This window comes from Candidatus Accumulibacter aalborgensis, from assembly GCF_900089955.1.
In the GTDB taxonomy this organism is placed as follows: Bacteria; Pseudomonadota; Gammaproteobacteria; order Burkholderiales; family Rhodocyclaceae; genus Accumulibacter; species Accumulibacter aalborgensis.
Window position 1 is genome coordinate 55,601 of record NZ_FLQX01000090.1, and the last position, 23,633, is coordinate 79,233.

The 23,633-nt window shown below is 62.8% G+C and carries 17 protein-coding genes and 1 pseudogene; 5 read left to right on the forward strand and 13 right to left on the reverse strand.

Annotation, left to right across the window (positions count from 1 at the left end):
• Window position 1 precedes the first annotated feature (1 nt).
• From cas1 to ACCAA_RS05190, 3 genes are all read left to right on the forward strand, one after another.
• Window positions 2-1,036 carry a CRISPR-associated endonuclease Cas1 gene (cas1, locus tag ACCAA_RS05180; RefSeq protein ID WP_245754450.1) on the forward strand — a complete coding sequence of 345 codons (1,035 nt, stop codon included), beginning with the start codon at window positions 2-4 and terminating at the stop codon, window positions 1,034-1,036.
• Window positions 1,026-1,331: a CRISPR-associated endonuclease Cas2 gene (locus ACCAA_RS05185; RefSeq protein ID WP_186406163.1), complete on the forward strand. Its 306-nt coding sequence runs from the start codon at window positions 1,026-1,028 to the stop codon at window positions 1,329-1,331. Before cas1 ends, ACCAA_RS05185 begins: the two co-directional genes overlap by 11 nt.
• 152 nt (window positions 1,332-1,483) lie before the next feature.
• The gene (locus ACCAA_RS05190; RefSeq protein ID WP_186406164.1) at window positions 1,484-2,503 is read left to right on the forward strand and encodes a DUF3298 domain-containing protein; all 1,020 of its coding nucleotides are present in this window, start codon (window positions 1,484-1,486) and stop codon (window positions 2,501-2,503) included.
• A gap of 49 nt (window positions 2,504-2,552) precedes the next feature.
• Here the strand turns inward: ACCAA_RS05190 and ACCAA_RS05195 are convergent, their stop codons facing one another.
• The 12 genes and pseudogenes from ACCAA_RS05195 to ACCAA_RS05245 all read right to left on the reverse strand — a co-directional run bounded on the left by ACCAA_RS05195 (window position 2,553) and on the right by ACCAA_RS05245 (window position 19,030).
• The gene (locus ACCAA_RS05195; RefSeq protein WP_186406165.1) at window positions 2,553-5,555 is read right to left on the reverse strand and encodes a fused MFS/spermidine synthase; all 3,003 of its coding nucleotides are present in this window, start codon (window positions 5,553-5,555) and stop codon (window positions 2,553-2,555) included.
• A gap of 142 nt (window positions 5,556-5,697) precedes the next feature.
• Window positions 5,698-7,080 (reverse strand): FAD-binding oxidoreductase, encoded by a 1,383-nt coding sequence (locus tag ACCAA_RS05200; RefSeq protein WP_186406166.1) that lies wholly within the window; start codon window positions 7,078-7,080, stop codon window positions 5,698-5,700.
• Between the two features lie 336 nt (window positions 7,081-7,416).
• Window positions 7,417-7,866, reverse strand: a complete 450-nt coding sequence (locus tag ACCAA_RS05205; RefSeq protein WP_186406167.1) for a MaoC family dehydratase — start codon at window positions 7,864-7,866, stop codon at window positions 7,417-7,419.
• Window positions 7,867-8,008: 142 nt separating this feature from the next.
• Window positions 8,009-8,995, reverse strand: coding sequence for an NADPH:quinone oxidoreductase family protein (locus tag ACCAA_RS05210; RefSeq protein ID WP_186406168.1), 987 nt, complete (start codon window positions 8,993-8,995; stop codon window positions 8,009-8,011).
• Window positions 8,996-9,085: 90 nt separating this feature from the next.
• Window positions 9,086-9,526 (reverse strand): CBS domain-containing protein, encoded by a 441-nt coding sequence (locus ACCAA_RS21960; RefSeq protein WP_342674029.1) that lies wholly within the window; start codon window positions 9,524-9,526, stop codon window positions 9,086-9,088.
• Window positions 9,527-9,607: 81 nt separating this feature from the next.
• Window positions 9,608-10,840 (reverse strand): annotated as a pseudogene (gene ccrA / locus ACCAA_RS05215) (crotonyl-CoA carboxylase/reductase); the annotation flags it as partial.
• 93 nt (window positions 10,841-10,933) lie between these two features.
• Window positions 10,934-11,959 carry an ArgK/MeaB family GTPase gene (locus tag ACCAA_RS05220; RefSeq protein ID WP_186406170.1) on the reverse strand — a complete coding sequence of 342 codons (1,026 nt, stop codon included), beginning with the start codon at window positions 11,957-11,959 and terminating at the stop codon, window positions 10,934-10,936.
• Between the two features lie 3 nt (window positions 11,960-11,962).
• Window positions 11,963-13,981 (reverse strand): protein meaA, encoded by a 2,019-nt coding sequence (locus ACCAA_RS05225; protein WP_186406171.1) that lies wholly within the window; start codon window positions 13,979-13,981, stop codon window positions 11,963-11,965.
• A gap of 25 nt (window positions 13,982-14,006) precedes the next feature.
• The gene (locus ACCAA_RS05230) at window positions 14,007-15,683 is read right to left on the reverse strand and encodes an acyl-CoA dehydrogenase family protein (protein WP_186406172.1); all 1,677 of its coding nucleotides are present in this window, start codon (window positions 15,681-15,683) and stop codon (window positions 14,007-14,009) included.
• A 32-nt stretch (window positions 15,684-15,715) separates the two neighbouring features.
• Entirely contained in the window at window positions 15,716-17,158 is a 1,443-nt protein-coding gene (locus ACCAA_RS05235; RefSeq protein ID WP_186406173.1) for a DUF6986 family protein, read from the reverse strand.
• 639 nt (window positions 17,159-17,797) lie between these two features.
• A complete protein-coding gene (locus ACCAA_RS05240) occupies window positions 17,798-18,355 on the reverse strand; it encodes a hypothetical protein (protein ID WP_186406174.1) in 558 nt (185 codons plus the stop codon).
• 84 nt (window positions 18,356-18,439) lie between these two features.
• On the reverse strand, window positions 18,440-19,030 hold the full coding sequence (locus tag ACCAA_RS05245; RefSeq protein WP_186406175.1) for a CHRD domain-containing protein: 591 nt from the start codon (window positions 19,028-19,030) through the stop codon (window positions 18,440-18,442).
• A 362-nt stretch (window positions 19,031-19,392) separates the two neighbouring features.
• Between ACCAA_RS05245 and ACCAA_RS05250 the strand changes: the two genes are divergently transcribed.
• On the forward strand, window positions 19,393-20,286 hold the full coding sequence (locus ACCAA_RS05250; RefSeq protein ID WP_186406182.1) for a transglutaminase family protein: 894 nt from the start codon (window positions 19,393-19,395) through the stop codon (window positions 20,284-20,286).
• Window positions 20,287-20,423: 137 nt separating this feature from the next.
• Window positions 20,424-21,413 carry an aldo/keto reductase gene (locus ACCAA_RS05255; protein ID WP_186406176.1) on the forward strand — a complete coding sequence of 330 codons (990 nt, stop codon included), beginning with the start codon at window positions 20,424-20,426 and terminating at the stop codon, window positions 21,411-21,413.
• 203 nt (window positions 21,414-21,616) lie between these two features.
• Here ACCAA_RS05255 and ACCAA_RS05260 read toward each other — a convergent pair.
• Window positions 21,617-23,633, reverse strand: a 2,017-nt coding sequence (locus tag ACCAA_RS05260) for an SdrD B-like domain-containing protein (RefSeq protein WP_281193165.1), incomplete at its 5' end; no start/stop codon positions are given.

The following is a 23,633-nucleotide window of genomic DNA, read 5'->3' on the forward strand; positions in this document are numbered from 1 at the left end:
AATGACCAGCCTGTATGTGGACCGACGCGGCGTGACGCTGAAGGCAGATGGCGAGGCGCTGGTGTTCCACGAGAACGGCGAGCGCATCGGAACGGTACCGCTGGCGCCACTGTCGCGGGTGTTCCTGCGCGGCGACGTGACCTTGTCGTCAGCGCTGCTCGGCAAACTCGGTGAGCGCGGCATCGGCGTCGTCGTCCTGTCCGGGCGCAAGGCCGTGCCGACGATGCTGCTCGGCCGACCACACAACGATGCCGCGCGGCGCGTTGCGCAATACCGGTTGTCGCTCGATGCCGATTTCTGCCTGCGCTTTTCGCGCGCCATCGTCGAGGCCAAGTTGCGCGCGCAGGCGGATTTTCTCGCCGAGCGGCGTGACAGCGAGCCGCGCTCGCGCTACCTGCTGACCTTGAGCCTGAAACGCCTGGCGAGCAGCATCGCCGCGGTGGACGAGCAGCGGTCGATCGCTTCGCTGCGCGGCCTTGAAGGCGCCGGTGCGGCGGCATATTTCGAGGGCTTCGCCGACCTGCTGCCCGAGCGTCTGAAATTCAGCGGCCGCAACCGGCGACCGCCGAGAGACCCGGTCAACGCGATGCTCTCGCTGGGCTACACGCTACTGCACGCGGAGACCGTTCTGGCGCTGTACGGCGCCGGACTCGACCCTTTCGTCGGCTTCTACCATGCGCTCGACTTCGGGCGCGAGTCGCTGGCCTGCGATCTCGTCGAGGCGCTGCGGGTCGAGGTCGATCAGCACGCGCTGATGCTCTTTCGCTCGGAAAAGCTGCGCGCCGAGGACTTTTCAACGACCGAGAGCGGCTGTCTGCTCGGCAAGGCGGGACGCGCGCGCTTTTACGCCGAGTGGGAGGCACTCGCCGCACGCCTGCGCAAGCTGCTGGCCGAGAGTGTCAGTGACGTGGCGAACGCGATCGCGCTGGCCGGTGCGGTCGATGCGCCCTGCTCTCCTCCGCTTGATACCGAGTGGGCGAACGAGCCGATGGATGAGGCCGGTAATGGCTCCGCCGGGGATGACGATGGCTTCTGAAAGGAATGCGCTGGCCTTCGTGATCGGCTACGACATCAGCGATCCGCGGCGCCTGCTGCGCGTCCATCGGCGGATGTGCCGGCACGCCGCGCCGCTCGAATACAGCATCTTTCTGCTCGTCGGCAGCGACACCGACAAGGATCGCTGCCTGGAGGAGATCGACGAGCTGATCAATCCGATCGAGGACGACGTGCGCTGCTACGCTCTGCCGCTGCGCGGCTTCCAGGGTCGCGTCGGGCGTGCCAGCCTGCCCGCGGGAATCCTGTGGACCGGACTGCCGGCGGCGATCGGCTGATCGCCGGCCGGCCACTGAGCGAGATATGCGACCATCTTGCAGGCATCAGCGCTCGTAGAGCAATCCTCCGACGTCTCGCCTTGCCTGTTTTGTTGATTTCTTGCGCCACAGAGCCGGGATTATAATTGCTCACCTTACTCACCAGGACGACCATGCGCCGCCACCCATCGCCTGGCTGTTTTGCCCTCACCGCCATCACCGCATCGCTGCTGCTCGGGGCAGGCACGTTCGCCATGGCCGCCAGTTTTGACTGTGCCAAGGCGGGCACCTTGGTAGAAAAGACCCTTTGCGGCAATGCCGACCTTGGCAAGCTGGATGAAAGCGTTGCCCAGACCTATCAGCAGCTCCTCGTGAGCGTGGGTAGCCCCTGGGATGATCTGGTGAAGAAGTCCCAGCGGGAATGGCTCAAGGCCCGTAACGACGACGCCAACACCGCGGCACCGGGCAAGGAAATGGTCAATGCGCTGACGGCCTCCCTGAAGGCTCGGCTTGCCTCCCTTAACGGAGCGCTTACCACCCAGAACGGCCTGCGCTTCCTTACCGTAGATAGGGTTGCCCTGCACAAGCTGGACAAGACCGACATCCCCGCCGATAGCGCCTACGCCAGGCAACGCTATGTACGCCAAAGCCGCTCACCGGTGTATCTGCTGAGTGATGTTCCTGGCGCCAAGGCCTTCAATGCCCGTATGGACAAGGACTTCGCCCTGCCCAAGGAACCGGCAGGCGGCTCCAGCGAAGAAACCGGCAGTGCCGCCAGTGTCAACTTTGCCTCCCCGGAACTGCTGAGCATCACCATCGTGTCGGACTATTTTGGCATTGGCGCCGCCCACCCCATGGCCGCCCTGACCCAGTTCAACTACATGCTGGCGGAAGGCAGGACCCTGAGCGCGAAGGACATCTTCACCAGCAAGGCCTACGGCGACATCATTACCCGCCACGCGACCAAGCAATTCAAGAAAGCTGATCTGGAACCCTTCGCGAAACCGGCAGAAGTCCGCGCCCTGGTCCTTGACCCCCAAAACTGGGCCTTGAGCCCCAAAGGGCTGGAAGTCATCATCAGCCCCGACAGCCTTTTCCCGCACGCAGCAGGTAGCCCGGAAATCCCGGCCCTCCCGTGGAAGACCTTCAAGGGCCAACTCACTCCGCTGGCAACGAAGCTGTTTGGGCAATAAAACCGCGACCAACTCGATATTCTGATGTAATAACCGATACCCGCGGCGACTACTGCGCAGCGCGCTCGCTGGCCAGCGGATCGCGCCAACCCAGGACGAGGGCCTGCGACAGCACAAGATTCATGAGCAGCAGGTCGGCCACCCGCTTTTCCTGCACTGCGGGCCACAGGTAATCGCGGCGGGTGCGGATGAAACCCTCCTTGTCGTGGGTGACCAGTCGGGCAGTCAAGTCCGCGATGAGCAGCGTTTCCAGCGGCGCTCCGGCGAGCGCCGATCCTTCCGTCGCCAGCAGGTCGCTGGCGCCATCAGCGGTGGCCGGCCAGTCACGCGTGCCGAGCGCACGCAGGAAGGTCACCCACCTGCCGACGCGTGTTCCCGGCCGGTTACACGGCGACGCGGATGCAAGCCGCGACCAGATGGCGTCTACGTCCTGCGCGTCGAGGAAAGCATGCGTCCTGCGCGCCACGTCGAGCAGTGCCAGGATCGTGGCCGGGGCCATGCCATCACAATCATGCTCGGCACGGATTGCTGCCAGGCTGGACCAGAAGGCGGCCGGCAAGGAGGTCTTCTGATGGCCATCGAGTAGATGATCACGGATCCGCTGCGCGAGGTGGGCAGTGTTTGTGGTGTCGAAATACGTGCTCGCTCCGACCGGGCTGTTTTCCGGTTCCCGCCTGAGCTTGAGCGCTTCGAGGACGGGAACGGGATGGTCGCCCAGGGCAAGCAGGGGAAAGGCATCGCGCTTGCGGAGGAACTGATAGCGGGCCGCATTCTGATCCACGAAGGGAAAGTAGTCGGAGTTTTTCGGCGCGCCGACCATGGCCAGCAGCGGCGACCACAGCGCCTTGCTGCCGACCAGACGCAGCGCCAGGTCGGCGCGACCGGCGACGCCCACACGTGCCAACTCGGCGCGGACGTCCGGTTCATCCAGGAGTCGGTAGTCCGGCGGTTGGATGGTTCCCGAGCGGCGAGCGACGACGAGCATATTGACGTCATCCGTCGCATAGACGACATAGTCCGAAAAAACGCTGTCCAGGGCACCGATCACCGACGCGACGACGGGAATTGAGGTCTCGTAGATCTGCAGCCACTGGACGAACAATCCATCGGGGGCCAGGTAGCGCGTGATGTGCCGGTAGTACTCTTCCGAGAACAGCGACGCGACACCCGATACATAGGGGTTGGAGGGTTCCGAAACGATCAGGTCGTAGCGTCTGCCGTGGCTGGAAAAATACGCTCGGGCATCGTCGATGAAGATCCTGCTGCGCGGGTCGTTGAAGGCTCTCGGTGCGCGCGCCTCAAAACCGAGGCGCGCGCCCTTGATCATCTCGGGTTCGATTTCGATGGTGTCGACGCGCTCGACCTGCGGGAAAGCGAGCAAGGCGTGGGTGGTCAGTCCGGAGCCGAAACCGACATTGGCCACCGTCCGGGCTTGCCGGTGGTGGAGCATCGGGATCACCGCCGCGAGGGTCATCGTGATCTCGTCGGGAGACGGGGAACCCTTGCCGCTCATGTTGATCGACGCGTCCGCCTTGCCGTTGGTGGTGATTTCGACAAGGCCCCTGGCGTCGCGGGCCAGCCCGATCGACGCTGTCTTGCCGTCCCGCCAACTGAGGATTTCAACGCCCTCTTTCACCGTCGGGCTGGCATGGCGATAGACTCCAGCAGCCATCCGCTGTGGGTCGAAGTCGACGCTGGTCAGGCAGACGACCCAGGCCAGCGCGAATGCGCCCAGCCAGCCGTAGCGGCGCAGCGGCGTCGCGTCGCTGAGCGCGCCGGCAATCAGGTAGAGCCCGAGCACGCCGTCGAGCAGCGTGCCGAACAGCACCAGCCCCTTGAGCCCGACGGCCGGCAGGACGAGGTGCACGGCAGCGATTACGCCGACGATCGCGCCCAGCGTATTGGCGGCGTACACCTGGCCGATGGCGCGTTCGCCGCAGCGGCTGCGCCACAGGATCAGGGTCAGCAGAGGCAGGGTCATTCCGGCGCAGAAGGTCGCGGGCAACATGACCAGCATGGCGATCGCATGGCCGGTCAGGGAGAACAGCACGTATCCGCTGTCGCTGCGGCTCAGACCGCGCATCGCCGCCGCCATGAGGTCGAAGGAGTGGTTGTAGAGCGGCAGGGTGGCCAGCGCGAGGCTGCCCATCAGCAGTTGCACGATGCCCAGGAACAGCCTGGGATTGGGCAGCGTGTCGATGCGCCGGCGGATCCACAGGCCGCCCAGCGCGAGACCGAGAATGAACGCGGCGAGCATCAGTTCGAAGGAGTGCGTCGAAGCACCGAGGACCATGCTGAGCATGCGGATCCAGGCGATCTCGTAGCAGAACGACGCAGCGCCGGTAATCGCCGCGGCCCAGAGTATCCAGCGCAGCCCCTCGCCGTCGGCGACGTCATCCGCGTTCGGTGGCGTGGGCGGGGTGGCGAGCTCTGCCTGCTGCCCGAACCTGACCAGACAGAAAACCAGCAGCGCGAGGCCGACGTTGATAATTCCGGCGGTGAGCAGAGTTCCCGGCAGTCCGACCGCCGATATGAGCCAGAAACCCGCCCACAGCACGCCGATGACCGCCCCGATGCTGTTGGCAAAGTAGAGCAGCGCTACGGTTCTCCCGGTGCCCTGGGCGTCGAGGCGCAGCACGCCGCCGCTGATCAGCGGAAAAGTGGCGCCGAGCAGCAGCGACTGGGGCAGGATGAGCAGCGCAGCCAGCGTCAGCTTGGCCGCGACTGCGGCCATGCCGGGGTCCAGCGCAGGCAGTACGGTGTCGAAAAGCGCGTGCGTACTCGCTGCAAAGATCGGCTGGAAAGCGATGGCGATGATGCCTATGCCCGCTTCGACCGCGGCATAGGCCAGCAACAGGCTGCGCAAGCGCTGCGAGACGCGCGACGCGAGCCAGGAGCCGGCCGCCATGCCGCCCATGAAAATGGCCAGCACCAGCGTTTGGGCAAAAGCGGCATGGCCGAGGATCAGCTTGACGTAGTGGCTCCAGACGGATTCGTAGATCAGCCCGGATATGCCCGAGAGGGCGAAGACAAGCGCGTAGATGCGGACCATGGGGTTCCCGAACGGACGACTTCAGTTGGCAGACGCCCTGCTGCCGGCAACGACGCGCCAGGGTACACTCATGAAAGCCTTACCTGGCCAGGCTGGTGGAATTTCAGTTCGGACCCCAGCAACGACCCTTGGTGATCATCTCTCAGGCGGGTTGGATATTCTGGTTCGTGCGGAACAGGTTGTCCGGGTCATAGGTGCGCTTCACCTGGGCAAGGCGATCGTAGTTTGGGCCGTAGGCGCTACGTACGCGATCACCCTCATCGGCAGTGAGGAAGTTGACGTAGACGCCGCTGCTGGCGAAAGGCGCTGAGGCGTTGAAGAAGTCACGCGCCCAGCCGATGCAGCGGTCGTCGTCGGCCGGGTCTTCCCAGCGGCCGTGGACGTTCATCACGAACTGCGCATCGCGGTGGGCGTATGCTGCCGAGTCGGGCGCTGGCCGTGTGGTGGCTCCGCCGATGGCGCCGAAGAAAATCTCGCACTGGGGCGACGGCAGCTTCTCGATGGACTTGACGACGGCGTCGAACAGCCCATCCTGGAGCGTCGAGAAATTGTGGGACTTCCAGTAGTTGCGTGCACCAGGGGTAAGCAGGGGGTCAAACGCCTGCTGCCAGGCGGTGTACGGCTGGACGCCGACATGCTCGCCCAGCGGAGTGCCGAATTTGCGGAGTGGGTCGATGAGCGGCTCGCCCACCTTCGGGTCATCGGCGTAGAGCAGTGCGAGCGCAATCATCCCCGTGCCGTGGACTTCCTCGGGGAGGAACGGCAGCGGCGGAGCCTGGCGCAGGACGGCCCACACCGAGAGAGCGTCCGGCGCTTTCCTGGTGAATTCGCGGTATTGGCGAAGCACTGACTTCGCTTCGGCGATCGGGTAGACGATCAGGCCGCTGAGCACGTCCGGGCCGACGGGGTGGAGTCGGAAGGTGAAGCGGATAACGACGCCGAAGTTGCCGCTGCCACCCCGCAGCGCCCAGAAGAGATCGGGGTGCTCGGTGTCACTGGCGTGCACTATCTCGCCGGCGGCGGTGACTACCTCGGCGGACTCGAGGTTGTCGATGGTCATGCCGTACTTGCGACTGAGCCAGCCGAAGCCGCCGCCAAGCGTCAGTCCGGCGACGCCGGTCGTCGAGTTGATGCCCAGCGGCGTAGCGAGGCCGTGGGCCTGGGTGGTGGCGTCGAGATCCGCGAGTGTCGCCCCTCCCTCGATGGTGACACGGCGTGCAGCGATGTCGACGATCGCGGCCTTCATCGGCGAGAGGTCGATGACCATACCGTCATCGCACATGGCACTGCCGGCGATGTTGTGCCCGCCGCCGCGGACGGCGAGCAGAAGCCGGTTGTCCCTCGCGAAGTTCACCGCCAGGACAACGTCCGACGTGGTGGCGCAGCGGACGATGATCGCCGGATGCTTGTCGACCATCGCATTCCATATCTTGCGCGCCTCGTCATAGGCATCGTCGCTCGGAAGAATCACCTGGCCCCCGAGTTTTCCCTTCAAGTCCTCGATCTTCGTCGCTTGTAGTTTCATCTTTGCCTCCTTGTGAACTGCGCCTGCGTGTGCCCAAAGCGGGAATGTAGCGGCTGTGAAGTGCGCCGCTTGCCTGACGGTCCGAGGGCTTGGTGATGGAGTGTAAGGTTAAAAATCAGACAGGCACTCAATTTGCCAGTTCCGCGGGCATCCTGCGCCATTCCCGCGGGTTATTGCGCCCTACGCCAGGGCAGCCAAAATTGCCGGGGGCAGCGGGTGGTCAAAACGACGATGACGACCAGCGGCATCGACACTGCTCGCTTGCCGCCGAACTGGGGGTTGCCTCAATCCGGCGAGCAGAGTCGGCTGGAGCGCGGGTCGCTTCGCGGCGAAGAACTACTTGCCGGCTGCTTCGCGTTTCCGCCGCGAGGTGGTCATCAACGTCGCTTCGCCATCGATAACCACCGTGTCGCCCACGGTGCACACCGTGTCGACGACTATCCGTGACTTCTCGGTGATCACTTCCTTGACCGTCACCTTGGCATGAACGGTGTCGCCGGGACGCACCGGCGCCCGAAAGCGCAGCGACTGGTTCATGTAGATCGTGCCGGGGCCGGGCAGGCGATTGCCCAGCACTGCTGAAATCAGGCTGGCCGATAACATGCCGTGCGCGATGCGGCCGCCAAACATCGTGGTTTTCGCAAAGTCTTCATCCATATGCACCGCATTGACGTCCGTGGACACCGCGGCGAACAGGACGATATCTGCATCGGTAATGGTCTTGGCGGTTTCTGCGCTCATGCCGACTGACAAGTCTTCGATGTCGTAACCGTTCTGGGGATTCATGAAAGTCCTTTCTCGTGATTATCAGCGCGGGTAGTTCCTCGCTGAGGGAAAACGGCGCCGGCCAATGCCTGCGCCACTCTAATTCATTGCGGGTTATGTTGAACGATGCAACCAGTATACACGCCTCCCGGATACGGGGACCTCAGTCACGGCGATCCATAAGCAGGACGACTTTGCCGGTAGATTTTCGCAGCAGCACCTGATTGAGAGCCTCGATCGCCTCTGCCAGCGGATAGGTCGCCGAGACGTGCGGCACGATCGCGCCGTCCAGATACCATTGCATCAGCGTCTGGAAACTCTCGGTCATCACCCGGGGATTCAATTCCGCATAAGCCGGCCAGTTGAGGCCGATGACGTCCACATTCTTGACCAGGAGATGATTGGCGGGAATCTGCGGCACGATACCGCTCGCAAAACCAATGATCACGATGCGCCCGGCAAAAGCGATGCTGCGTAGCGAAGCGGTGAACAACTCTCCGCCAACCGGATCGTAGACCACGTCGGCGCCGCGACCGTCGGTCAGTTCCCTGATCCGTGTGCGCACGTCCTCACGGCTGGCATCGATCAGATGATCGGCGCCGTGGGCACGCGCCACCGCCAGCTTTTCCGGGCCATTGGCGGTGGCGATGACCGTCGCGCCCAATTGCTTGCCGATGGCGATCGCGGTCAGGCCGACGCCGCCAGCAGCGCCATGCACGACGAGCGTCTCGCCCGCCCGCAAGCGCGCCCGATGCGACAAGGCGACATGCGAAGTGCCGAAGACCACGGGAAAGGCGGCGCCGTGTTCCCAGGACATCGCCGCCGGCATGGCCACGCAGCGCGTGATGTCGGCGATGACCTGCTCGGCATAGCCCCCGTGCGGCGTCATGGCGATCACCCTTTGCCCGATGACGACGCCGTTCACGCCGGCGCCCAGTTCCAGTATCTCGCCGGAAACCTCAAAGCCAGGACTGAAAGGCGGTTGCGGCTGCTTTTGATATTGGCCGCGGGTGATCAGGCTGTCGGCGAAATTGACCCCACACGCGCGGACCCGGATCCGCACCTGACCGGGACCGGGGAACGGTTCGGCAATCTCGGTCAGCCGCAAGGCAGCCGGGCCGCTGAGTTCATGGCAGACGATGGCTTGCACGGCAGGAAATCCTCGATCATTTCAGAAAAAAGCCCTTCTCGGTCGCGCAGAACGAGAAGGGCACTTTGCAGCACTTTGCGCGAACGCTGATTACTCGCCGATGATCTTGCGCACCACGTCGGTCATGGAGATGACGCCGACCGGCCGATCGTTCTCGGTGACCACCAGGCGATGCATCCGCCGGCCGGTCATCAGACTGACCGCGTCGCTCAACAGCATGTCGGCATCGCAGGTGGCGCAGCCGGGGGTCATGATCGCCCTGGCCTGCATCGCGCGCGCCTCATCCGGCGTGCGGCCCTGCCGCGCCAGCACCATGTCGGTCTGCGACACGACGCCGACCGCCTGACCCTGCTCATCCATCACCACCACCGCATGAATCTCCTTGTCCACCATGACCTTGGCCACTGTTCCGACGGTATCGTCCGGCGCACAGGAAATGATGCCATGATGCATCAGGTCGCGAACCTTGGTGCCGTCGTCGGTAATGGTGAGCGCTTCGCCCTCGGCGATGCCTGGCAGCGGTGTGGACATGGGATAAGGCGCCGGTGTGGTATGGACGTCGCCCTTGGGCAGCGTCGGATGCGCAATCGCCACCGACGGCTTGCCGCTGGCGCCGAGACCGAAGTCGGCAGCACCAATGAGCACCGCCATGTTGCCGTGCGGGTGTTGGTTGTCGTGCATCAACTGATGGGCAACCGGCAGCTCTTCGTAGGTGAACGCCCGCGACATGCAGGGATCGATCAGCCCCTGCAGCGCCAACTCGTTCATCTCGTTGCACTGCACGGCATTGGCGAAATGCGAGCCTTGCAGACGCTTCTGCCGCATCCACAGGTAGCGCAGATCGACAGTGGCGTTATAGCCCGAGGTGCCGGCGCAGACGACGACCATGCCGCCGGTCTCGCAAACGAAAATCGAACTCGGGATGGTCGATTCGCCGGGATGCTCGAAGACGACGTTCGGCGCGCGCTTTTCACCGAGCACTTCCCAAATCTTCGCGCCAAAGGAGCGCACACCCTTCAGCCACTTGGCGTAGCCGGCGTTGTCTTTCCAGTGCGGCAGCATTCCCCAGTGATCGAAATCATTGCGATTGATGCAGCCCTTGGCGCCCAGCTTCATGCAGTAATCGAACTTGTCCTCGCCTGATACCATGGCCACCGAGGTCGCGCCAACCGCCTTGGCGATCTGAATGGCCATCGAACCCAGGCCGCCGGCCCCGCCCCAGATCAAGGCCACGTCGCCCTTCTTGATCGAGTTGGCACCCCAGCCATGCAGCATCCGCCAGGCGGTCGCCGCGACCAGCGTATAGGACGCCGCCTCTTCCCAGGTCATGTGCTTGGGCTTGGGCATGCACTGGTGGCCCTGCACTTTGGTGTATTGGGCGAAGCTGCCGTAATTGGTTTCATAACCCCAGATCTTGAACGACGGCGAGTACATCGGATCGCCGCCACCCTTGACCCACTCGCAATTGCGGTTCCACTGGCCGCAATGCATCACCACTTCGTCACCGACCTTGACGTTGGTCACATCCTTGCCGATCGCGTAGACGATGCCGGACGCATCGCTGCCGCCGATATGGAAATCTTCGGGTTCGCCGCCCTTGTTACGTGCAGCGATGACATTGACGGGAAAACCGAGCGCCGCCCAGACGTTGTTGTAGTTGATACCCGCCGCCATCACGTGCACCAGCACTTCGTCATCGGCGATCGACGGCGTATTGACGACTTCTTTCTGAAACGCCTCGGTCGGCTTGCCAAAGCGATCTGCCCGGATCAACCAGGCGTGCATTTTTTCCGGGACTTCGCCCAGGGGAGGTCTATCGCCTAGTTCATACAATGGTTTGCTCATCAAGATGCTCCTTTTAATGTGAAAGTCGCGCAAGCGACTCACGAATCTCCCCTCTCCCGCGCGCGGGAGAGGGGTCGGGGGTGAGGGAAACGGTCATGACCGTTTGGTTGGACTGCTCGGTGGATTTACCGACATGAATCGGGAAAGAATGTGCTTTCGCAACTGCTCGTATTCGGCAAACTGATTAACTCCATTTTCGCTCAGGCGCTGGCCAATGAGCTCGCGGCCGCCGGCCAGTTCCAAGCCAAAAGTTCCGAATTCCTCTTTCAGCAAGCGGATGACCCAGGCACTCTGGTGGCGGCTGCGCAGTTTGCCCAGCAGGCCGGTATTGGCGAGAAACTGCCGGTGCCTGGCAAAATGTTCGTGGAAGGCCTTGATGCCGGTATTCATCGTCGCACTGACCAGGCACACCGGGTAATCCCACGCCTCCCGGCGGTCCTGCCGAGGCGCGCTGCGGCTGATTTCGGCCGCCGTCTTGCGTGCCGGGGCGCCCAGGTCACACTTGTTCACCGCGAAAATGTCCGGGATTTCGATAATACCCGACTTCAGATACTGGATTGTGTCACCCGAGGCCGGCTGCGCGACATAACAGATGGTGTCGCCGATCTCGGCAATGTCTATTTCGGTCTGGCCGACACCGACCGTTTCGATGAGGACGATATCGAAGCAGGCCAACATCAGCCAGCTCATCGGCCAGACCTCGGTGGCGACGCCGCCCAACTGATTGCGATTGGCCAGCGAACGGATGAACAGCCCCTCGTCATGCGACGAGTTCTTGATCCGGATGCGATCACCCAACAAGGCGCCACCACCCATCTCGGGGCGACTGGACGGATCCACCGCGAGCACGCCGACCGTCGTTCCCGCGAGGCGCCACTCGCGGATCATCGCCGCCACGAGCGACGACTTGCCGGCGCCGGGTGGTCCGGTGACCCCGATCAGGTGACCCTTGGGCAAGGCTTGCTCGGCGGACAGCGACGCCAGCAGCCGTGCCGATCGATCGCGCGCGGCGGCCCGCTTGTTGTCCAGCAGATTCAAACCACTGGCCACCGCCGCCCGTTCCCCGCGCAGTATCCGTGCGGCCAACTGCTCGGGCTCGGGAAGGTTGATGACCGTCATTTTCTAATGCGGCAAGCCAAGCCGTGCCAGCCCGTTGCCTTCACGGATCACGTCCACCATGTCGACCATGATGGCATTGAGATTGAAATCCTTCGGCGTGTAGACCGCGCGCACGCCGAGGGCCAGCAGCTTGTCGGCATCCTCGCGCGGGATGATGCCACCGACCACCACCGGCACATCGGCCAGATCGCGCGAGCGCAGTTCCTGCACGACGGAGGCCACCAGTTCCATATGGCTTCCCGACAGGATCGACAGGCCAATCAGGTGCACGCCTTCTTCCTCGGCCGCCTGGGCGATCTGGGGCGGCGTCAGACGGATGCCGTCGTAGACCACCTCGAAACCGACGTCTCTGGCCTTGACGGCGATCTGTTCCGCGCCATTCGAATGCCCGTCGAGCCCCGGTTTGCCGACCAGCAGTTTCAGCGGACGGCCGAGCGCGCTGCCGGTACTGGCGACTCTGGCGCGCAGATCGGTGACCAGATCTTTTTTGCCCAGCACTTCGCGGCTGTCGATGGCGATGTCGATCCCCGTCGGTGGCCTGAACTCGCCGAAAACGGCGCGCAGCGAATCACCCCATTCACCCGTGGTGACTCCCGCCAGGGCACAGCGAATCGAGCTGGGCATGACGTTTTCGCCGCTCCTGGCGGCATCGGTGAGCCCCTGCAAGGCGGCCTGAACTTCGTCACCGTTGCGCTTCTGGCGATGGGCCAGCAAACGTTCGATCTGCTCGCGCTCGGCGGCCGGATTGGTCTTCATGATGCCGCCGTCGGCTCCCAGGGTCAGCGGCGATTCGGCCGTTTCCTGGAAGCAGTTGACGCCGATGATTTTAAGATCGCCTGACTCGATGGCGCGCAAGCGGTTCATGTGGCTGCCGACCAGTTCGCGTTTGATATAGCCCGATTCGATCGCGGCAATGATCCCGCCCTGCGCTTCGACCTGGTCGATTTCCCTCCTTGCGCCCTCGATCAATTCCCTGACCTTGGCGGCAATCACCGGCGACCCATCGAGAATGTCCTCGTACTCGAGCAGATCGGTTTCGAAAGCCACCACCTGCTGCATGCGCAAAGCCCACTGCTGATCCCAGGGGCGTGGCAGTCCCAGCGCCTCGTTCCAGGCCGGAAGCTGGATGGCGCGCGCTCTGGCGCCTTTGGAAAGTACCACGGCGAGCATTTCGAGAACGATTCGCTGCACATTGTTTTCCGGTTGCGGCTCGGTCAGCCCCAGCGAGTTCACCTGCACGCCATAACGGAAGCGGCGCAGCTTGGGATCTTCCACCTGGTAGCGCTGCAAGGTCAGCTCGTCCCACATTTCGCCGAAGGCCCGCAGCTTGCAACACTCTTCAACGAAACGTATGCCGGCATTGACAAAGAACGAGATCCGCTCGACAACCTGAGGAAAAGCTTCCGGCGCGATCTCGCCCGAAGCCTTCACCCGGTCGAGCACCGCCATCGCCGTGCACAGCGCATACGCCAGTTCCTGCACCGGCGTCGCTCCTGCCTCCTGCAAATGGTAACTGCAGATGTTGGTCGGATTCCACTTCGGCACATGCTTGACGGTGTAGTTGATCGTATCGGCGATCAAGCGCATCGACGGACCCGGCGGAAAAATGTAGGTGCCGCGCGAGAGATATTCCTTGATGATGTCGTTCTGGGTGGTGCCGCTCAGCTTCGTCGCGTCGATTCCCCGCCGTTGCGCCAGACCGATGTACAGCGACAAGAGCCAGGGCGCCGTGGCGTTGATGGTCATCGAGGTGTTCATCTGATCGAGCGGCATCTGATCGAACAACTGATCCATGTCCTCGATACTCGATATCGGCACGCCGACCTTGCCCACCTCGCCCCTGGCCAGAGGACTGTCGGCGTCGTAGCCGGTCTGCGTCGGCAGATCGAAAGCCACCGACAATCCCGTCTGGCCTTTGGCGAGATTGGTCCGGTAGAGGGTATTGGACGCCTTGGCCGAGCTGTGACCGCTATAGGTCCGCATCAACCAGGGCTGATCCCGTTTTTTCTGGGCGGCAACCATGACTATCCCCTTCTTCTGATTTTGTCTACACTGCGTCGATGAGAGAGCGTGCGATGACCTTCAGGGCCAGCGTTTCCTCGGCCCCCTCGAAAATCGACAGTACGCGCGCATCGAGGAAATAACGGCTGACCGGCGATTCCTCGGCATAACCCATGCCGCCATGAATCTGCACCGCTTCGCGGGTCAGCCATTCGGCCGTCCGGCAGGTGAACAGTTTCACCATGCTGGCTTCCATCTGCCCCGCCCCTTGATCCATCAGACGACCGACGGCGTAGGTGAATTGACGCGAAACAGTGAGCAGCGTTGCCATGCGCGCCAGTTTGACGAGCGTCAGTTGAAATTCGCCGATCGGTTTGCCGAAGGCCTTGCGCTCGCCGGCATAGGTCACCGCCCGTTCGAAAGCGGCCTGCATGACGCCAATGGCCCGCGCGGCGGTTTGAATACGCCCACCGGCAAAACCGGCCATGGTGAAGTAGAAGCCTTTCCCCTCGCCCTCCGGACCGCCGACCAGATTTTCGTCGGGAACAAAGACATGGTCGAAGAAGACCTCGTAGGAATGCATGCCGCGATAACCGATGGTCGAGATCGCCCGACCGGTCAGCACGCCGCCCTGCGCCTGGTGGTATTCGAAATCGTGCCCTTCGTACGAGTCCTTTTCGACCAGGAACATGCTCAAGCCTTTGTGGCCTAGCGAGCGGTCGGGATTGGAGCGCGCCAGGACGAGCAGCACGCCAGCCTTGCCGGCCATCGTGCACCAGGTCTTGACGCCGTCGAGGATCCAGCCGCCGTCGCACTTGGTCGCCTTGAGTCGCATCGCCGCGACATCCGAACCGGCATCGGGTTCGGTGACCGCGACGGCACACAGGGGATCGCCCATGGCCACCTGCGGCAGCCACTTTTGCCGCTGCTCTTCGGTACCGCCCTTGAGCAGCGCGCGGCTGAGGATTTCCGGACGCGTGATCAGGCTGCCGGCCGCGCCCAGCGAGCCGCGCGACAGCTCCTCGGTGACCACGATCATGCCCATGTTGTCTTCATGATCGTCGCTCTGGATGCCACCGTAGCGCTCGGGAATCGACAGGCCGAAGCAGCCCATTTCGTTCAGCGGATCGAGAATCTCCTGCGGAATGATCCGGTCTTGGCGATGAATCTCCTCGGCCAGGGGCATCACCACATTGGTCGCCAGTTTGCGGAAGGCGTCCTGCATCATCTCCGCATCGTGGCTGAGCAGGTAGGCGCCGCTGCCGCCATCCAGGGCGACGACCTGCCTGCCCAGCGCTTCCAGATTGCGGGCATCGAGTTGCGTCTGGCAGAAGCGGTTGAGGTCGGCGGCGGCCAGAGGCGCCAGGTCGTCGTCGTCGAGACCGAAGTTCTGCGGCCGCGCACGCAAGCGATTGTGGATGTTCTGCAGCGCCTCGGCGCAAAAAACCAGCGCCATCTGCTGTTCCAGGCAGACGCCGCCACCTGCCGCGCCGGCCGCAGCCACTTGGTCGGCGTAGGCAATGGCGAAACGCGCGCCGGTCGATTCAGCCGCGCACCAGGCCAGGTCGAAGCTGGCCAGTTGATGCTCGTCCAGTTTGTCGTTCGACACTCCCTTGTTGCCGATGCATTGCTGCTTGATCCAGCTCAGCGATTTCTTGATCAGTGCATCGGCGGCCGCGAGATAGAGCAACGCTGCTTGCATCCCGCTGTTGACCTCAGTCATGGTTAATCCCCTTGGTGATGGGCGGTGGCTGTTTACTGTTGGGCCCGATTATTGACAATGCGCACAAACGAACGTGAGCGCAATTCATCCAGCGTGATTCCGGTCGCCAGCACTTCCTGCTCGGTGATTGCACCGCAGGCCATTCCGCGCAGGAAGAAATTCAGCAGGCCCTGACCGGTCGCCGCGTCGTCGAAAGTATTGCCCACCAGAGTCGCCTGCGCGGCCTTGTTGAGGAATGCGTTCAGCCGCGTCGAGGCATCCTGCAGGCCGCTGAGGAAGAACGTATCGACCGCCGCGTAGCGCACCGGCAACTGTCCGGGGTTCAGGTCCCAGCCCTGATAGTAGGCGTGTCGCATGGAGTGCATGATATTGTCGTAGTGCAGCTTCCAGGCGCCATGCACGACGGCGCGATTCTCGTCCATCTGCTGGGCCGTCAGCACTGCGTCCCTGGCCGCCTTGTGTGGTCCGATCGGCATGCTGGTGGTCGCCCCGTCGCTGATCGTGACGCCGGTTCCGGCCAGGCTGACCTGGATCACGCTGCGGGCAAAATCGCAGGCCGGATGGGTGTGACTCTGGTGTGCAGCCGTGATGTTGCAGGAAGCCGTGTAATCGTAAGTCCCGAAAATGGCCGAACGGCAGCGGCCACCCGCAGCGGCGACCAGCAGCGGAACCGTGTTTTCCCCCTTGTGATTGATGATCGACTGGGTCGTTTCGATCATGATTTCCATGCGTAGCGAATCCTTGGCAAAACCAAGTCTGGCTTCGAGATTCTCGAGAATCTTTGCGCAGGTGGACACCTGCGTCGGGGTGGTTACCTTGGGCAGGGTGACGATGAAGTGCTGCGGCAGCTTGCCGCCGGTCTTCTCGGCCAGGCGGGTCAGGAAAATGTCCAGGGTGCGAATCGAGCGCACCTTGCACTCGTCCGAAAAAGTCTTCACCCGAATGCCGATGAACGGCGAGAGCAGATTTTCGCTCATTCCCTTGGCCACTTCGTCGGCCGCTGCAGCGGCGTGCTTGTCTTCCTCGTCGTCGGGGCGATTGCCGTAGCCATCCTCGAAATCGATCCGGTTGTCCTCGATCGGCTCGGTCTGCAGCTTTTTCACTACCCGGTTGTAGACCGTGAAAGCCAGCCAGGCGGCCTGTTTGGTCTCGCGCACCTGCTCCGGATTCGCCTCCAGCGCGCGCGTCAGACTGGCCAGTTCGGTGGCGTTGGTCGGCAACGTCTCGGCGCGCGGCAAACCCAGAGCGCGGGCGAATACGCTGTAGGTCGGTGCATAGGTATCGAGCGTCTTGAGCGCAACTTCCCCCAGCTTGGCGGCAAACCCGGCCTTGAACAGATTGGCCCCCCCGTACACCGTGTGCACCGGCTGCCGGTGAAAGGAATCCGCCGGATAATGGGACCCGAACGCCGCATTGGAATCGTGAAGCTCGCTGCAATAGGCATTCATTTCATCATGGGTCAGCGTAACCTTCATCTGTTGCCTCCGTATTGGTTGCTCAACGTTGCTGAATTTTCCCGCGCGCGCGCACGCAGTCGCCGCCGTGCAGGCGGGTGAAAAGAGATCTTTGCTTGGGGGGGTGTTCTTGCTTCTGAGGGGAGAAACGTCTGTCCGGGGGGAACTCCGAGGAATCCTTGCTCAACGTCCGGGCCAGATATTGGCCTTTGGCCTGGGGCCTGACCGCTGAGACGAGATGCAGTCGGTGGCGCCAGGGACCTGCTGCCGAGAGTGTATGGCAGGTCGATCAGGCGACTGTGCATGAAATAGCTTTCATCGACCACCGAAGGCCTTTGTTGCGCACAGATCGTGACACGGAACACCCGTGCCAGGACGCCTTGCTGTACCACGGCTACCCACTCCCCTTGGTCAATCCACGCTCACCACAAGACGACAGATCTATCCCGGACTTCTTTGTTGGCCAGGCGAACTATACCTGCTATTTGCCGATCTCGCTGCTAGAACCAATGTCCGTGAAACGGGATCCGATGTCACTATATAGCAAGAAATGGTTTGCCGTGCAAGGTTCGCCGCTTTGCCGGACAGGCAGGAAGAGGAAGGGAAGCTGCGCGCGAACTTCTGCGCGACGAGAAGGCGGGGACGAGAGGTCTGATCCGCTCATGGCTCTTCCTGCTGCCCCTGGGCATCGTCACTCGAGAAGCCGATTTCGAGCACCTCACCGTCGAGTACCTGCGACTCGACAACCCGGTGCAGGAACGTATAGGCTACTCGCCATCGCTCCCGCCCACACAGAAGGGTCACGGTCTTTTCGTTGAGCCGGATCACTTTGCCGCTGCGTTGTCTGTGATTGCTGTCGAGAAAGCCGAGCACCTCACCGACGGTCACTTCGTTGCGGCCGAGGCCCTGACGCGCTTGTTCGCGGATTTGCACATCGGCGCCATCGACATTGAAGGCGGCGTAGGAAATCAGCCAGCGCTTCTGGGTGGCAATCTCCCGCACCAGCGCCCGCGTGCGACGCAACTCGAGGATTTCGGCCGGGCAAGCAGCGTTGGCCTGGCAGTCGAAGTACTCGACGAGTTGCCCGATCCGCAGCCGTCCGCGAATGGCGTCCAGCCAATGCGGCTGATCGAGCACACGGTCGATTGCCGCGCGCATACGAAACAGCTCGAACGCCGAGGCCTGATTCAAGGCCTTGAGCACATCGGAGAAATTCATTCTTGCATCCTCATGGTCGCGGTGCCGGTGGCCATAGGCAAAAAAAACCCCGCCGAAGCGGGGTCTGTTGACCAGCCGCGGCGGCTACGTCGCCTTCCGGCGGCTGAAGGCAAGTCCGGCGAGGCCAAGACCGAGAAGGGCCAGACTCTCGGGCTCAGGGATCTGGATCAGGAAGCCCCGGATCTCACCCCCCGGAAAAAGATTGGTGTGAATGTTGAAATAGGACTCCTGCAAGGCCATGCCGCTGAACAGGAACGCTTCTGCCGCCGCTGTCGTGCCGCCATGCGCCGTGATGAAAACCGGATTGTACGAAGACGCCAGAGTCATGTCGAGCACAATATCATAACTCCCGGCAGCAACCCCGGTCGGAAAGCCGGCGAACCTGGGCGTGGTCGTGGCTACTCCGGCGGTCCCCGTCAACGGGAGTGTTGTGCAGCAGTGAATATGCGAAGCGCTGGTCATCCCGAGCAAGCCGGAAAAGGTGACGTGAACCTCCATCGTGTCAGCCACGTCATCAGTCACGACCGACGCAAATCCGGTTCCGGGTGACGCATTTGCAGGTGACTCGTCCGCGCCAGTCAGAACGGCATGATACTGAATGATGGTCGCGTGGGCGACCGGGCCGGCGACGAGCAGCGCCGCGCCCAGGGCCATACAACGTAATGCATGATTCATACTCTACCTCCTGTGGTTCGTTCACGACAGAATGGGACGGGGATGCAGCAGCGATCGGCAGCCGAGAGTATTCGAACGGCAGCTTTGTGGAAAGCACGAAACGAGCCATGAAATGGCAATTAAATCCAATCAATGGATTACCATGTCTTGCCGATGCCTGCGTGGCACCAGGTGTAAAATTTCCCGACATTCACGACCGTCACGACTGTGGGAATGGTTGTTCAGGGAAGTCATTGGAGCCAACCCGGAATATCTGGATGATCCTGATCCTTGCTGCGCTCGCGTGATCGAGCGCATGATGGCCCTTGACACCCCTTGCCACCCCTTGACACCGCCGGAGACCCTTGCCCACCATGTCTGCCATGTTTGTTCAGTACGACATTACGCATACCACCTGCTACCGTTACAGCGTGCCGGTGACTTTCGGCGAGCATCGCGTGATGTTCCGCCCGCGCGACAGCCATGACCAACGGGTCCTGGCTACTGACTTGCAGGTCAGCCCCGACGCCGCGGTGCGCATGATCCAGGACCCGCATTCGAACTCGGTGGCCCTGGTGACGCCTTTGGGCGCGGCCACCGAGCTGAAGATCATCTGCTCGTTCACCATCGAGCATGCGCGCAGCCTGTACCCGGAACTGCAGTTGTCGCCCAGCGCACTGATCTTTCCCTTTGCCTATTCCGTCGAAGAACGCTTCGACCTGGAGCACTACATGCGCCCGCATTACGACGACCCCGAGGGCGTGTTGACGCACTGGGCTCGCCAGTTCATGCGCACCGACGGGCCAACGGGGACGCGCGACCTGCTGCTAAACATGAATCAGTTCATTCGCCGCCATTTCGGCTACGCCGAACGCGAACAGGAAGGCACGCAGACGCCGCTGCAGACCTTGAGGATTGGCACAGGCACCTGCCGCGACTTCGCGCTGCTGATGATGGAGGCGATCAGGCGCCTCGGCATTGCTGCACGCTTCGTGTCGGGCTACCTTTACGACCAGGCGCTGGACAGCGGCAACGACGGCGACACGGTCGGCGCCGGCACCACGCATGCGTGGCTGCAGGCCTACCTGCCTGGCGCCGGATGGGTGACCTTCGATCCGACCAACAACCTGCTCGGCGGCAGTCAGTTGATCCGCGTCGGCGTCGCCCGCGACCCGAGCCAGGCCTCACCGATCTCCGGCCACTGGTTCGGCGCGGACAACGCCTTCCAGGGAATGACGGCCACGGTTCAGGTTCGGCGAGTGGCATCCGGCGGCTGACGGGCGCCAGCCCTGCTCCCACCCTGGCGGACGGTGTGTCGGGCCGCCGCGAGATCTTGCCAGTCACCGACAGAGATGCCATGCCGGCGGCTGCTACGTGGTGCTAAGCTGACGATTTTCTATTGCTGGAGACCTGCATGGAGACGCGACAACTGGGCCGCAACGGCCCGCGAGTATCGGCCCTGGGCCTGGGCTGCATGGGAATGAGCGATTTCTATGCCGGCCGCGACGACCGGGAGTCGATCGCCACGATTCACCATGCACTGGATCTGGGCCTCAACTTCCTCGACACCTCCGATATTTACGGCCCGCACACCAACGAGGAACTCGTCGGGCGCGCGATCAGGGAGCGGCGCAGCGATGTTTTTCTGGCCACCAAGTTCGGCATCCTTCGCGATCCACAGGACGCCTCGGTGCGCGGCTTCGACAGCCGCCCAGAGTATGTGCGCAGCGCCGTCGAAGGCAGCCTTCGGCGGCTTGGTGTGGACACCATCGACCTCTATTATCAGCATCGGGTCGACCCGAAGGTGCCGATTGAGGAAACGGTCGGTGCGCTTGCCGATCTCGTTCGGGTGGGCAAGGTGCGTTACATCGGGCTGTCCGAAGCGTCTGCTGCCACGCTGGAGCGCGCGCACCAGGTGCACCCGATCACGGCGCTGCAGAGTGAATACTCCTTATGGTCGCGCGACCCCGAGACCAACGTGCTCGCCGCGTGCCGCCGGCTCGGCATCGGCTTCGTTCCCTACAGCCCGCTGGGCAGGGGCTTCCTCACCGGTGCGATCACGCGACCCGATGATTTCGCCGACGACGACTACCGTCGATCGAGCCCGCGCTTCCAGGGAGAGAACTTCGCCATAAACCTCACCTTAGTCGACAAGGTCAAGGCGTTTGCCAGCGAGATCGGTTGCACGCCCGCTCAGCTCGCGCTGGCCTGGGTACTCGCGCAAGGCGATGACATCGTGCCGATCCCTGGTACCAAGCGGCGCAAGTATCTTGACGAGAACGTCGGCGCCCTCGCCGTACGGCTCTCGCCGATGCAGATCGATTCCCTCAGCGCGGCGTTTCCGTTCAATGCGGCCGCCGGCGCGCGCTACCCCGGCAACATGATGGGTGCGCTTAATCGCTGACGCTTGCCCGGACGGGCTGGTGGTCAGGGCTTTGTGGGCGGCCGCTCAGGCCAGGTCTGGTGTCGTCCACACCCCAACGAGCTAGGGAGCACCGCTGGCTCTAGCCAACAGTACAAAAAAGAGAGGGCGCATGGCGCCCTCCTGCAATACTCGGATCACGTTGCTGGCTCGCCACGAGTAGCGAGCCAGCGCCCCTGCCAGCCCTACGCGAACAAGCTTCCCAACTCGGTCGGGTTGAGCAAGTTGGCAATCCCCGGCAGGGAGACGCCGGCAGCATCAGCATCGGCCGCCGAGACGTTGAAGTACACGTCAGTCATGTCCACCCTCTGCCCGCTGGACATCGCTGCGCTGCTGCGTTCGAGGTGAACGTTGCCCTGCCGATCGAGGAACGGCAGCTCCGTGTAGTGGATGTCCAGCTCGACCACTCCGGCTTGGGTCAGCGTCATCAACTCGCCGTCGTCGGTCTGGTGGTTGCCGTTGGTATCGCGCCAGACCCTCAGTTCGGCAAACGCTGCGTCGAATGCATTGACCACGCCATCACCGTTGCTGTCGTAGCTGGCCAGTTGTGCGAAGCCCGCACCCTTGGCTGTGCCGCCAAACAGCTCGCTGATGCTGTCGATCTTGCCGTTGCCGTTCTTGTCGACCGCCAGGAAACCTTCGCCGCCCGAGATCCACCCCGACTGCACTGCGGCTCCGTTGCCGAACAGGTCGAACGTGCCAGCCGAGTTCGAGCGGCTGACGGTCTGGATGCCGTTGCCGTCGAGGTCGATGACCAGCGGCGTGATGCCGGCGTCGCGCGTCAGGTCGTTCTGACCCGCCACCAGGGTGAAGGCATCGGTCAGGGTGACGTTGGTCTTGGCTACCGCGTCACCGGCGACATCGGAATCGATTGCATCGTTGCTACCGGTGTCCTTGACCGCCCACTTCCAGTCGCTCATGTTGTAGGTGGCGCCATAAGTGGCGTTGTAGTGCATGACGTTCGCCTTGTCGAACTGCAGCTTGTAGGTGCCGGGGTCGAGGTTGGAAAACAGGTAGTTGCCGTTGACGTCGGTGGTCGTGTTGAAGGTGATGTCGTCGGCCGTGCCGAAAATATTATCCGCACCGGCGCCGATCAGCTTGACCCTGATTGACTCGATACCGGGTTCGGAGGCGTCCTGGATATTGTTGTGGTTCATGTCGTCCCACACCTTGTCACCCACCGAAGCCGTGGCCACCGCGACCGGGTTCTTGTAGTGGCTGAGGTCGGAATCCGTTGCGCCCTTGGCCGTCACCGTGGCCTTGTTCTCATAGACGCCGGCTTGCGCCAGGTTGACCGTCACTTTCTGAATCTTGAACATGTCTTCCGGCGTGGTATCCGTGGTGTCGGCGGCAATCACCAGCACGTTGCCAGACACGTTACCGGCGTTCAGGTCGGCCAGTCGGGTCGTCGTCAGCGTGGTGCTATTGAGCTCGGTGAACCCGAGCGCGGTGAGATCGGCGTCGCTGAGCAGTGTGTCGTGGCTGGTGTACGCATTGCTGCGCGTCCCGATCCACACCTGCAGGTCGCTGTCGTTGACCACGTAGCCCAGGAAGGCCGAATCGACGACCACGTTCTGATCGAACTCGAACAACACGTAATTGTCCCGGCCGCCCATGTTGTCGACGGTGTGCGTGTTGTTTGCGCCGCTGCCTTCGCTGCTGTCGGTCACCCCCAGCCCGCCGCCGTAGCTGCCGAGCCAGGCCTGCGCCCACGCGCCACTGGTCTTGTCGCGGCTGAAGGCACTGGCATGAACCGATACCGATCCCGCGGTGAACGTCCGGACGTTGCCGTCGGTGCCGTCCGTGGCGCTAGTGCCCGAAAAGTCGAATGTGCTGGCAGCCCCGAGGGTCGTCGTCAGCTTCTGGACAGTGCCCGTCGCCTGGTACAGCCACACCTCGCCCGGCGAGAGGATATTGTCGCTCTGGAGATCACCGGACAGGTACGTGATCTTCTTGAGATCGAGCCCTGTGGTGCTGAGGTCGTCGGACGTATTCAACGGTGTGCCGTTATCATCGACGATCACCACGTCACTTCTCGCGAAGGCCATGGTACCGGTGTTGGTGACTTTGTAGGTCCAGGTGACAGCGGTACCGGGTGTCAGAATCGGCACGCCGACACCATCGGCCGCATCTTCGTTGTCGTAGTCGGCGGCCGTCGGGTTGCTGTTGCTTGGCCCACTGGTCGTCTTCTCGATGTCGATC